Annotated in this window: 10 protein-coding genes and 1 pseudogene; 8 read left to right on the top strand and 3 right to left on the bottom strand. The window is 31.0% G+C overall.

Annotated features, from left to right (window positions below; translation table 11 throughout):
- The first annotated feature begins 173 nt into the window (after positions 1-173).
- The 7 genes from CD034_RS05075 (at position 174) to brnQ3 (ending at position 10,226) form a co-directional block, all read left to right on the top strand.
- Entirely contained in the window at positions 174-2,981 is a 2,808-nt protein-coding gene (locus CD034_RS05075) for a 2-oxoglutarate dehydrogenase E1 component (RefSeq protein ID WP_002455344.1), read from the top strand.
- A gap of 11 nt (positions 2,982-2,992) precedes the next feature.
- Positions 2,993-4,300 (top strand): 2-oxoglutarate dehydrogenase complex dihydrolipoyllysine-residue succinyltransferase, encoded by a 1,308-nt coding sequence (gene odhB, locus CD034_RS05070; RefSeq protein ID WP_002449702.1) that lies wholly within the window; start codon positions 2,993-2,995, stop codon positions 4,298-4,300.
- Between the two features lie 593 nt (positions 4,301-4,893).
- On the top strand, positions 4,894-5,703 hold the full coding sequence (locus CD034_RS05065; protein WP_002455346.1) for a VOC family protein: 810 nt from the start codon (positions 4,894-4,896) through the stop codon (positions 5,701-5,703).
- A 34-nt stretch (positions 5,704-5,737) separates the two neighbouring features.
- On the top strand, positions 5,738-5,941 hold the full coding sequence (locus CD034_RS05060; RefSeq protein ID WP_037554552.1) for a DUF6501 family protein: 204 nt from the start codon (positions 5,738-5,740) through the stop codon (positions 5,939-5,941).
- Positions 5,942-6,059: 118 nt separating this feature from the next.
- Positions 6,060-6,851 carry an ATP-binding protein gene (locus tag CD034_RS05055; RefSeq protein ID WP_002488526.1) on the top strand — a complete coding sequence of 264 codons (792 nt, stop codon included), beginning with the start codon at positions 6,060-6,062 and terminating at the stop codon, positions 6,849-6,851.
- Positions 6,852-6,863: 12 nt separating this feature from the next.
- Positions 6,864-8,753, top strand: a complete 1,890-nt coding sequence (locus tag CD034_RS05050; protein WP_002449795.1) for a vWA domain-containing protein — start codon at positions 6,864-6,866, stop codon at positions 8,751-8,753.
- A 129-nt stretch (positions 8,754-8,882) separates the two neighbouring features.
- Positions 8,883-10,226, top strand: coding sequence for a branched-chain amino acid-like transporter carrier protein BrnQ3 (gene brnQ3 / locus CD034_RS05045; RefSeq protein ID WP_002449883.1), 1,344 nt, complete (start codon positions 8,883-8,885; stop codon positions 10,224-10,226).
- Between the two features lie 56 nt (positions 10,227-10,282).
- Here the strand turns inward: brnQ3 and CD034_RS05040 are convergent, their stop codons facing one another.
- Genes CD034_RS05040 through CD034_RS05030 form a run of 3 tightly spaced genes read right to left on the bottom strand, consistent with a single transcriptional unit; the run spans position 10,283 to position 12,375 of the window.
- Complete coding sequence (locus tag CD034_RS05040; protein ID WP_049430848.1) at positions 10,283-11,422, bottom strand: toxic anion resistance protein; 1,140 nt, start codon at positions 11,420-11,422, stop codon at positions 10,283-10,285.
- Positions 11,423-11,461: 39 nt separating this feature from the next.
- On the bottom strand, positions 11,462-12,085 hold the full coding sequence (locus tag CD034_RS05035) for a 5-bromo-4-chloroindolyl phosphate hydrolysis family protein (RefSeq protein WP_002449786.1): 624 nt from the start codon (positions 12,083-12,085) through the stop codon (positions 11,462-11,464).
- A gap of 17 nt (positions 12,086-12,102) precedes the next feature.
- Positions 12,103-12,375, bottom strand: a complete 273-nt coding sequence (locus CD034_RS05030) for an acylphosphatase (protein WP_002449833.1) — start codon at positions 12,373-12,375, stop codon at positions 12,103-12,105.
- Positions 12,376-12,542: 167 nt separating this feature from the next.
- Between CD034_RS05030 and CD034_RS11390 the strand changes: the two are divergent.
- Positions 12,543-12,688: pseudogene (locus CD034_RS11390) on the top strand (DUF1033 family protein); the annotation flags it as partial.

Below are 12,688 nucleotides of genomic sequence, written 5' to 3'. Positions count from 1 at the left end.
TAAAAACACAGATGATAATAATCTGTGTTTTTTTATTAATATAAAATTAAAAAAATTTATCTTTATTGAATTTTTTCTTTTTACATAATATTCAGTCAATAGTCTTTATCAATAGTCAAAATAGTGCTATGATAGTTTTGTAAGCGGTTTAACTATTTTGTGGAGGGTATAAAATGGCAAAGGATAAAAGGGATGTTACGGAAGCTCCAGTAAATTTTGGGGCAAATTTGGGTCTTATGCTCGATTTATATGATGATTATCTTCAAGACCCAACTTCTGTCTCAGATGATTTACAAGTGCTTTTTAGTACAATAAAAAATGGCGAAGCACAAATTAAAGCTAAGTCTACCACAGATGGGAGTGGTACTTCAGCAGATGATAGCACAATCAAACGTGTCATGCGATTAATTGATAATATTAGACAATATGGTCATCTAAAGGCTGATATTTATCCTGTAAATGCGCCTAAAAGAACGCATGTCCCAAAATTAGAAATTGAAGATTTTAATTTAGATAAAGAGACATTAGAAAATATTTCATCTGGTATCGTATCAGATCACTTTAGTGATATATACGATAATGCTTATGAAGCGTTAAAGCGTATGGAAAAGCGTTATAAAGGCTCTATTGCGTTTGAGTACAATCATATTAACAATAATAAAGAACGTACTTGGCTAAAACGTCGTATTGAAACACCTTATAAAGCTACTATTAATAGTGATGAAAAAATCAACTTATTTAAAACACTTGCTCATGTTGAAGGTTTTGAAAAATATCTACATAAGAACTTTGTCGGAGCAAAACGTTTCTCAATTGAAGGTGTAGATACATTAGTGCCAATGTTGCAACATACATTGAAGCGTGCTGCTCAAGAGGACATTCAGAATATTCAAATTGGAATGGCACATAGGGGACGTCTCAATGTTTTAACACATGTATTAGAAAAACCTTATGAAATGATGATTTCAGAATTTATGCACACGGATCCAATGAAATTCTTACCTGAAGATGGCAGTTTAAAACTTACTGCTGGTTGGACAGGAGACGTTAAATATCACTTAGGTGGCGTAAAAACTACTTCTTCATATGGTATTGAACAACGTATTTCTTTAGCAAACAATCCTAGTCACCTAGAAATTGTAGCACCTGTAGTTATAGGAAAAACACGTGCTGCTCAAGATGATACACATCATGCGGGTGGACCAACTACAGATTTTCATCACGGTATGCCAATTATTATTCATGGAGATGCTGCATATCCTGGTCAAGGTATCAATTTTGAAACAATGAATTTAAGTAATTTAGATGGTTATTCAACTGGCGGAGCACTACATATAATTACAAATAACCGAATTGGTTTTACAACTGAACCTATTGATGGTCGTTCTACAACGTATTCATCAGACATCGCTAAGGGTTATGATGTACCTATTCTTCATGTGAATGCAGATGATGTAGAAGCGACAATTGAAGCCATTGATATTGCTATGGAATTTAGAAAAGAATTCCACAAAGACTTTGTCATTGATTTAGTAGGTTATCGTCGATATGGACATAATGAGATGGATGAACCATCTATTACAAATCCAACATTATATCACAATATTAGAAAGCATGATTCAGTTGAAGTGATTTATGGAAATAAACTTGTAGATGAAGGTATTTTAACGAAAGAACAAATGTCTGAAATGATTGATTCTGTACAAAAAGAAATGCGTACTGCTCAAGATAAAATTGATAAATCAGATAAAATGAATAGTACTGCAATGAATAAACCAGAATCGCTTCAGTTGCCTTTACAAAGTGATGAAAAAGAGTTTAGCTTTGAACATTTGAAAGAAATTAATGATGCAATGTTAAACTATCCTGAAGATTTCCATGTATTTAGAAAATTAAATAAAGTATTAGAAAAACGTAGAGAGCCTTTTGAAAATGAAAATGGTCTAGTTGATTGGGCTCAAGCAGAACAATTAGCTTTTGCAACAATTGTTCAAGATGGCATATCAATTCGTTTGACAGGTCAAGATAGTGAACGTGGTACATTCAGTCACAGACATGCTGTACTACATGATGAAGACAATGGCAATACGTATACACCGCTTCACCATGTACCAAGTCAAAAAGCAACATTTGAAGTGCATAACAGTCCATTATCAGAAGCTGCAGTCGTAGGCTTTGAATATGGATATAATGTTGAAAATAAAAATAGTATGAATATTTGGGAAGCCCAATATGGAGATTTTTCAAATATGGCACAAATGATGTTTGATAATTTTATGTCATCTGCCAGAGCTAAATGGGGCGAGCGTAGTGGTCTAACTTTATTCTTACCACACGCTTTTGAAGGTCAAGGTCCTGAACATTCATCAGCACGTTTAGAAAGATTCTTACAACTGGCGGCTGAAAATAATAGTACAGTGGTCAATCTATCAAGTTCTAGTAACTACTTCCATTTATTACGTGCACAAGCTAAAAGTTTAAATACTGAAGCGATGAGACCATTAATTGTGATGTCACCTAAGAGTTTGCTAAGAAATAAAACAGTGGCTAAGCCAATTAGTGAATTTACAACTGGCGGTTTCAAACCAATTATTGTTGAAGATGCTCAAAAAGCTAAAGTAACAAAAGTCATTTTAGCTTCTGGAAAAATGTTTATTGATTTAAAAGAAACATTAGCAAAAGAACCTAATGAAAATATACAACTTATTGCTGTGGAAAGATTATATCCTTTCCCAGAGGAGGACATTAAAAAAGCTTTAGAAGAATTACCAAATTTAGAATCTGTTGCTTGGGTTCAAGAAGAACCTAAAAACCAAGGCGCATGGTTATTTGTTTACCCATATCTTAAATCTATTGTTGGACATCAATATAATTTAAGTTATCAGGGTAGAATACAACGTGCAGCACCTGCCGAAGGTGATGGAGAAATTCACAAACTTGTTCAACATAAAATTATTGAAAATAGTGTCAAAAATAACTAGGGGGAAATATAATGGCAGAGGTAAAAGTTCCAGAATTAGCAGAATCAATTACAGAAGGTACAGTTGCAGAGTGGCTAAAAAACATAGGGGATAATGTTGAAAAAGGAGAAGCTATTCTTGAATTAGAAACTGACAAAGTGAATGTTGAAGTTGTATCTGAAGAAGATGGTATACTTCAAGAACAACTTGCATCTGAAGGCGACACTGTAGAAGTGGGCCAAGCTATTGCAATTGTCGGTGAAGGTAAAGGTAGTACAAGTAGTTCAAGCGAATCACAAAATAACGATTCAAATTCTGAAAATGAAAACACAAAAACAGATTCTGCAGAAACTAATTATTCAACACCACGCACTTCTACTGAAGCACAAGGTAGCGATACAAGTTCAAATGACGACTCAGAATCAATCAATAATAAAAGAGTGAATGCAACACCATCAGCACGTCGTCATGCTCGTAAAAATGGTATTGATTTAAATGAAGTAGCTGGAAAAGGTAGCGATGTGATAAGAAAAGAAGATGTTGATAATAGTCAAAAACCAAGTCAATCTAATCAAAATACTCAACCTAATTCACAACAAGAAACATCTAAAAAATCAACTGCTAATACGCCTAATAAACCAGTGATCCGTGAAAAAATGTCTAGAAGAAAGAAAACAGCTGCAAAAAAATTATTAGAAGTATCTAATAATACCGCAATGCTCACAACATTTAATGAAGTTGATATGACAAATGTAATGGAATTAAGAAAACGTAAAAAAGAACAATTTATTAAAGATCATGACGGCACTAAATTAGGATTTATGTCATTCTTTACTAAGGCAGCAGTAGCAGCACTCAAAAAATATCCAGAAGTTAATGCTGAAATTGATGGAGACGATATGATTACTAAACAATACTATGATATTGGTATTGCTGTTTCAACAGATGATGGATTATTAGTACCATTCGTTAGAGATTGTGATAAGAAAAACTTTGCTGAACTAGAAAAATCAATTGCAGATTTAGCAGTAAAAGCACGTGATAAAAAACTTGGATTAGATGATATGGTAAATGGTTCATTTACCATCACTAATGGTGGTGTATTTGGTTCTATGATGAGTACACCAATTATTAATGGTAATCAAGCTGCTATCTTAGGTATGCATTCAATTATCACTCGTCCAATTGCTATTGATAAAGATACAATCGAGAACCGACCAATGATGTACATTGCATTAAGCTATGACCATAGAATTATTGATGGCAAAGAAGCAGTTGGATTCTTAAAAACAATTAAAGAGCTTATCGAGAGCCCAGAAGACTTATTATTAGAATCTTAATTTCGTTTATTAAAGAGCTAAATATATTGAAACCTTAATCAAAAATTGATAAAGAGTAGAATAAGTTCATAATGAATTTATTCTACTCTTTTTATGTTTTAGTTATATTAGTATTAAAAAAATTGAGAATATAAAAAATAACAGAGAAGCGCATCCCTCATTATCCATTTATGACTTTTCCAAAGCAGATGCTAATATGTATAAAAATGATAAATTAAGTATTATATTTGGACAAAAAACAACAAATATTTTTAAGGATATTCCAAACGAATTCATAAAAAAATAATAGTCATTAAAGCTACAATAAGTTAAAAACGAACTTTATATAATTTATCAAGTTTGTTTTAAGACAATTAAATAACCTATGATATATCCCCCCTACCTATATAAAACAAAGTAGGGGAGGGATAAAATATATATATTATCTTATATATATTTTATTTATTATACACACTTTAATCATATATAATATTTTTATTTACGTATATTTTATAATAAAAAACAATACTCTTATTTAAGAGTTCAACATATTATTCATATATAAAATACGTTATAATGTTTAAGAAAAGATATATAAATGGGAGTGTCGATGAATGAGTGGACTAAGAAGTGTTACGATTGGAACAAGTGATCTCTCAAAAACACAGAATTTATTTCATAATATTTTAGGTCTTAATGTTGCAACAAAAAGACAAGCATTACGTTTTGGTGATGCTGAATTAAATCCTGGTACAAGACTTCACTTTGTAGAAGTTCCTAATCCTAATTATAGAAATGTACATATATCAAGCGTGGGATTAAGAACACCATCGAATGCTGGTTTAGAAGAATACCAACAAATATTAGAAAAAAATAATATTCAATTTAGTTCAATCACTGAATTAAACGGTAATCAGCACTTTAATTTTAAAGATGATAATCATCAAATTTTTGATATCTATTCTAATGAACTGAATGTTGGTGTTGGATTAGGCACACCTACTTTTGAAAGTGCTGTTAATCCTCTTCATCAAATTCAAGGATTGGGACCAGTAATTATTAAAGTAAACGAATTATTGGTTACAACTTCTATCTTTAAAAATGTATTTAATTTAACGCATTATGCTGAATATGAATCTACTGAATTTCCTGATCAAACTGTCCAGGTATTTAAAATCGGAGATGGTGGACTTGGTGGAGAAATTCATTTATATCAATCTAATGATCAAGTTGAATTAAAAGAAGAAGGAATTGTGGAACAAATTGAATTCAGTACAAATTCAACTGAAGACTTTGAACATGCACAAAAAGAACTGGATGAAATAGGTATTCCTTATCAAATATTAAATCAAGGTGATGCTCAATCGTTACGCATTACTGAAGGTAGCGGCATCTCTTTCATATATACTTTAGAAAAAAATTAATATAAATCATTTTATTGGAGGATTTAAAATGGGAATGTTACATGAAGATTGGAAATCACGCACACCAATTAAACAAGTGATGGTAGTTAATACTGATGCAAAAAAATTCACAGTATCAGATATGCTTACTATTGGAAAACAATATGATGTCATCAATGAAACTGAAGAATATTATCAAATCATTGATAACTCTGATCTAGTAGGTGGTTATTACAAAGATTATTTTAAAGAAGTTTAAATACATTCAATTTCTAAAAAGATAACGATTAAATTAAGACTCAGAGTGATGTGCCAATATCTATACATTTATACACGCTCTTGGTCTATTTTTTCATCTTATAAAGGAGAATATTAAAATGCCAAATAATCATTATATCAATTCAGATCAATCTGTATTCAATGATGCAAAAGCATTGTTTAATTTAAATAAAAATATTTTATTAAAAGGCCCTACAGGCTCTGGTAAAACACGATTAGCTGAAACTTTAAGTGAAGTGGTCCAAACGCCGATGCATCAAGTTAACTGTTCTGTTGATTTAGACGCAGAGAGCTTATTAGGTTTTAAAACAATAAAAACAAATGAACAAGGTCAACAAGAAATTATTTTTATTGACGGCCCAGTTATAAAAGCCATGCGAGAAGGTCATATCTTATATATTGATGAAATCAATATGGCTAAACCTGAAACATTACCTATTTTAAATGGTGTATTAGACTATAGACGTCAGTTAACCAATCCTTTTACTGGAGAAGTAATTAAAGCAGCCCCTGGTTTCAATGTAATTGCTGCGATAAATGAAGGCTATGTTGGGACATTACCAATGAATGAAGCATTAAAAAACCGCTTTATTGTCATACAAGTTGATTACATTGGAGGAGACATTCTTAAAGATGTCATTAAACAACAAAGCCAACTTCAAGATGATGATATAATTAAAAAAATCATTAAATTTAATGAAGACTTACGTACAATGTCAAAACAAGGACAAATTTCAGAAGAAGCAGCTAGTATTCGTGCGTTAATTGACTTAAGTGACTTAATTACAGTTATGCCAATAGAGAGAGCAATTAAGCGTACAATTATCGATAAACTTGAAGATGAACGCGAACAGCAAGCCATCAGAAATGCAATCGAACTAAACTTTTAGAGAGGGATTATTATGAGTGATCGTTTTATAAAATTTAATGATGAGCAGCTAGATGCTAAGCAAGTCATGATGTTACAAGATTTAGCGCGCTTACTACTGAAAAACGAACAAACTAAAGTAAAAATTCAAAAGTTCCCTTATTATGATCCTATTAATAATACTTTAATTACAAGTTGGTTTTGGTCTCATCGTCCAAAAGATATTGAAAGTGCAGGGTTAAAAACAGATGTTATGCTCGCTGCATATGGTTATAAAATGATGGACGAAGCTATCGTAAATGAAGTCCTTCATGATAATGAATTTAGCCATCCCAAATTTTATCATCAACTCTTTAGATTGCTAGAAGATATGCGCGTTTTTAATTTTATTAAAGTGGATCGGCCTAGCACTGCTAAACAAATTGATTTAAGAGTGAAAACTCGATTATCTTATACGGAATCACAAATTAAATTCTATAAAACAAAAACGGTATATACAGATTTACTTTTCTTATATTTAGAGCGAGCATTTTTAAGTCAAAACTTCTTTGATATACCCACGATACATCCACAATTAGATGACATATTAAATCATATGTTTCAATATTTACCTGATTTTTTCCAAAATGAATCATCTGAAGATAATATGTATCTTGCACAACGTATCATGTTCCAAATCGATGAAATGTTATCACATGATATGTTAAATGAATATTATCATCTTCCTAGAAAAGTATATGAAGCTATTCATGAAATGTCTTATGAGGATATTAAACGTATGGATGCAAGTAACGTTGATGGGCAAGATAATACAAATCAAGAAACTGACACTACATCAGCCGAAGCTGAAACAAACGCTCAAGATAGTAAATCTGAAGGTGGCGCTTATCTTGAAATGGAATTACATGAAGGTGAAAATAGTGACGTCATGAGTGATAACGACACTGCACGTGAAGGTGATTCAACTGATGATATGACAGATATGATGACGAAAAAAGGACGTGGCTCTAATCATTCACTTGATCGTGACGAAGGCGGTTCTATAGGTTCTAATCCATCATTTGCTTTACGTGGTATTAATGAAAATGTCGAAATAGAATGGAAAGTGCCTGATATAGAGCCAGAGTATATTTCAAGCTACCAACAAGTTAAAAATGAAGTACAATTTGAAACTAAAGATTTAATTCAGATTATAAAGAAAACCATCGATAGAGAACACGTGGACGAACGTCATAATTTGACTAAAGGTCGTCTTCAACGTGATTTAACCAATTGGTTTATTGATGATCAATATAAATTGTTTTATAAAAAACAAGACCTTAGTAAAACATTCGATGCGACTTTTACATTACTGATTGATGTATCTGCTAGTATGTTCGATAAAATGGAAGAAACGATTAAAGGCGTCGTATTATTTCATGAAACATTAAAAGCACTCAACGTTAAACATGAGATACTTGCTTTTAATGAAGATGCTTTTGACTCTGATGATCGAAAACAACCTAATATCATTGATGAAATCGTTCATTACGATCGCTCCATCATAGAAAAAAGTGGACCACGCATTATGTCATTACATCCTCAAGATGATAATAGAGATGGCGTAGCTATACGAATTGCAAGTGAACGTTTATTAAGAAGAAGTCATCAACAACGTTTCTTAATTATCTTTTCAGATGGGGAACCTTCAGCATATAACTATGCTCAAGACGGCATTTTAGATACGTATGAAGCTGTGGAAATGGCACGTAAATTTGGAATCGAAGTATTTAATGTCTTTTTAAGCCAAGATCCTATTACTGAAGATATTGAAGAAACCATTCATAATATTTATGGACAATTTGCATTATTTGTAGAAGGTGTTGAAAATTTACCGAGTCACTTATCACCATTGCTAAAAAAATTGTTATTAAAATCTTTTTAATCATAATCAATAATTAAACTGTATATTGATTTATAATATTCAAATTTTTGTGACATACATAGACTTGTAAATTCTTTTTGTGCTAGAATGTTAAATATTGCAAACATATACATAAAAAGGAGCAAGTCTATGAATAAACATACTTGGATTATCGGCTTTACGCTATTTGCTATGTTTTTTGGCGCAGGTAATCTAATTTTTCCTCCTAATTTAGGACAAGAAAGTGGTGCCTATTTCTGGCCAGCAATTTTAGCTTTTTGTTTAACTGGAATAGGCTTACCATTACTTGGAGTAGTCGTTGGGGCACTTGATAAACAAGGATATATTGGTGCCTTTAATAAACTGTCACCGAGATTTTCAGTTGTCTTTCTAATTATTATTTATTTAACCATTGGACCTCTATTTGCTATACCACGTACTGCATCTACGTCTTTTGAAATGACTATTACACCCATTACTCATTCAAATAGTAATATGTCTTTATTCATTTTTACACTTATTTATTTTATTATTGTTTTATATTTATGTATTAATCCCGGTAAAATAGTAGATCGAATTGGATCTTTATTAACTCCTTTATTATTAATTACAATTTTGGCTATGATCATTAAAGGATTTGTAGACTATAAGGGACACGGTTCATCTCATGGAAATCCAGAAACATATTCTTCAAATATAGAAAGTTTTTCCCATGGCTTTATTGAAGGGTATTTAACAATGGATGCAATTGCAGCAATTGCATTTTCAATGATTGTGGTTAATGCCATTAAAGCAACAGGAGTTAAACACACCAATCAAATATTTAAACAAACAGTTATAGCTGGGTTTATTGCCGCCTTAGCATTAATTTTTATATATGTTTCTTTAGGGTATATTGGTAATCATATGGGAATAAGTCAAAATACGATTACAACTCTAATGGCTAAAAATCAAAATATAGGAACTTATTTACTTACTACAATGGCTACAAATGGCTTTGGTGTTCTAGGCAAATACTTACTAGGTATCATTGTTGCTTTAGCTTGTTTAACTACAGCTTGTGGACTTATTGTATCTGTGAGTCAATACTTTAATAGTATATTTCCAAAAATTAGTTATAAGGTATATGTTATAGGTTTTACAATTATCAGTTTTATATTGGCTAATTTAGGATTAAATTCTGTTATAAACATGTCTGTTCCTGTATTAAGTATTATTTATCCTGTAGCTATTACTATGATTATTTTAATCTTACTTGCGCGTTTTATTCCAACTAAACCTATTGCGCAACAAATACCTATTATCATTGTTAGTCTTGTTTCAATTGTAAGTACAATAAATACGTTAGGTTTAATAAAATTAAATGTTATAAATCATTTACCTCTTAAGCAATATTCTTTAGAATGGTTACCTATAGCTATCATTTCAATCATAATAGGGTATATCGTATCTAAGTTTATAAATCAATCGTATATTGTTTATCAAAAGGAATAGATATACTAAACACCGGTTACTTCTTTAAATGAGAGCAATCGGTGTTTTAATTTTATCTATTCTTTTTTCATAGTAAGTAAATGTTCTTTTAACTCATTCTCGAGTTGTGATAATTCTCTTTCAGCTTGTTGACGTTTTTGACGTCCATTATATTGAATTTGCAGTGTTTGTTCAATCGTTTCAAGGATGTCATTTTGAGTCGCTTTAAGCGTTTCAATATCTACGATACCACGTTCATTTTCAGTAGCCGTTTCAATTGCATTTTGTTTTAACATGGCTGCATTTCGAGTAAGCAAGTCATTTGTGGTATCAGTAACTGCACGCTGAGCTGTTACAGCATTTTTTTGTCTCATTAAAGTGAGAGCAATAGCCATCTGATTTTTCCATAAAGGAATACTTGTGAGAATAGAACTTTGAATTTTTTCGGCTAATGCTTGATTCACATTTTGAATCATGCGAATTTGCGGTGCTGTTTGAATTGCTATTTGACGTGATAATTGTAAGTCATAAATTTTTTTATCTAATCGATCAACAAATTGCTCCATATCAGCGACACTTTGAATATCCATTTGATTACCAGATTGTTCTGCATGTTGACGCAATTTAGGCAATTCATTAGCATTTATGTCTTGTTTTTTACGCTGTGCAGCAGCAATATATAGAGAAACATCATCAAAATATACTTTATTTTGTTCATAAAGATGGTCGAGTAACTGAATGTCTTTAGTTAAATTTCCTTTATGCTTATCCAATTGAATGGTGATTCTATCAACTTGTGAACTTACAGATTGCATTCTAGAGAATACTTCATTTATTGAAGCTTTTGTTCGTCTAAATAAACGTTTAAGTTTAGATTGATTGTCTTGATTCAAGTCATCAGGATTAACTTCACTTAACTTAGACATTAATTGATTTAAAGTATCACCAATAGGACCCACATCTTTCGATTGAACTTCATCTAACATTTGATGTGAAAATTGAGACATGTTCTGCTGTAGATGTGTCCCAAAAGATAATAGGCCTTCACTATCTAATGGTTTGATTTGTTGACTAATTGAATCAATTTTTTTTAAATCTTGTTCGTTAAATTGTTGTTTAAAGTCTTGCTTAACATTTTGAGTTGAAACATCATGCGTTTGATGATCTATATAATCATCTAATGGATGTGAGTTAATAAATTGGTCTTTTTGATTCATTTAAAAATTCTCTCCATTCCTTATCTTAACTTTAAATTATTATTCTTTATATCGTTTTTGTTGTAACCGATTAAGTTCCATTTCAATATCTAAACGCTCATAATCATCTTCATTAAGTCTTTTTAAATCTGCAATAAGTGTACGTTTCACTTCATCTAAAGTAATACGTGTTCGCTCTAATTTTTGCTTTTCTTTAGCAGATTTTTTTGGCATTTTAGATAAACGGGTATATGCATCAATTAAATTTAGTGCATTATCTATATGCGAATAAAAGAAACTTTCTACCTTGAAGAATGATGAAGGTCTCTGTTTAACAGCAAAATGAATAGACTTAGAAATTTTATAAATATCATTAATTTGACGAAAATCTTTAATCGATCTGATATTAATATATGATTTTAAAATATTACGAATTTTATTATGTGATTGATTGAGTTGCTGATTAACAAAACGATAGTCTCTACGTGATAATCCAATTTCATTTAAATATTTTTTGGATGTCAATCTTTGAGTAGGAAAATAAGATACAAAAAACATTCCAATACCTATTAGGGCATCAAGTATAAAGGATAAATCAAATCCAAATACACTTGTCACCCATGAGATAATAGCTATTGGAATTCCTACTAAAACACCCAGAAGTCGAGAAAGGTTATATCTCAATATTCATCTTCCTTTATTTAATAAATCGTTTTAAATTCTGAGTATCTATTTGTTGTGTCTAAATCTTCAATACTATAATCAGAAACTGAAGATGCAGGAGAAGCACCAGCAATCACTTTATCAATAAATGATTTTATTTGTTCCTCGTCACCTTGAGCATATATATCTACATAATCCTCAACATTTTGAACAGTACCAAATATATCAAGTTTTTTTGCAATTAATTCAGTATGATGACGGAACCCTACACCTTGGACAGTTCCAAATACTTGTATATGTTTACGTTGCATCATTATCACCTCTACATTATATTATACGTATTTTTCCTACAAAAAACTAATAATTAATACACATATCATCTTTATCTCAATTAAAAGAACGAAGTCTTTAAGCTTGAATTCGTCTAAAAAAAAGTTACAATATTTATTAGAGTTTTAATTTGAGAGGGGACTTAGTCATGTGGACAGTTGCAAAGATTCGTGCTGACTACGAGGGATGGTGGTTATTTAGCGACTGGACAGAAAAAATCGTAGAACAACATCATTATAGTAACTATGAAGAAATGTTAAAAGATTATCAATCAATTATTAAAAAAAGTAAAAA

It is taken from the genome of Staphylococcus hominis subsp. hominis, assembly GCF_002901845.1.
Taxonomy (GTDB): domain Bacteria; phylum Bacillota; class Bacilli; order Staphylococcales; family Staphylococcaceae; genus Staphylococcus; species Staphylococcus hominis.
The sequence above is the reverse complement of the archived record's forward strand: the minus strand, read 5'-3'. Positions and strand labels throughout refer to the sequence as shown.

Bases quoted from the DNA above. Each gene is read 5' to 3' on its own strand.
- CD034_RS05075 (WP_002455344.1), top strand. From the start codon at position 174: ATGGCAAAGGATAAAAGGGATGTTACGGAAGCTCCAGTAAATTTTGGG.
- odhB (WP_002449702.1), top strand. From the start codon at position 2,993: ATGGCAGAGGTAAAAGTTCCAGAATTAGCAGAATCAATTACAGAAGGT.
- CD034_RS05065 (WP_002455346.1), top strand. From the start codon at position 4,894: ATGAGTGGACTAAGAAGTGTTACGATTGGAACAAGTGATCTCTCAAAA.
- CD034_RS05060 (WP_037554552.1), top strand. From the start codon at position 5,738: ATGTTACATGAAGATTGGAAATCACGCACACCAATTAAACAAGTGATG.
- CD034_RS05055 (WP_002488526.1), top strand. From the start codon at position 6,060: ATGCCAAATAATCATTATATCAATTCAGATCAATCTGTATTCAATGAT.
- CD034_RS05050 (WP_002449795.1), top strand. From the start codon at position 6,864: ATGAGTGATCGTTTTATAAAATTTAATGATGAGCAGCTAGATGCTAAG.
- brnQ3 (WP_002449883.1), top strand. From the start codon at position 8,883: ATGAATAAACATACTTGGATTATCGGCTTTACGCTATTTGCTATGTTT.
- CD034_RS05040 (WP_049430848.1), bottom strand. From the start codon at position 11,422: ATGAATCAAAAAGACCAATTTATTAACTCACATCCATTAGATGATTAT.
- CD034_RS05030 (WP_002449833.1), bottom strand. From the start codon at position 12,375: ATGCAACGTAAACATATACAAGTATTTGGAACTGTCCAAGGTGTAGGG.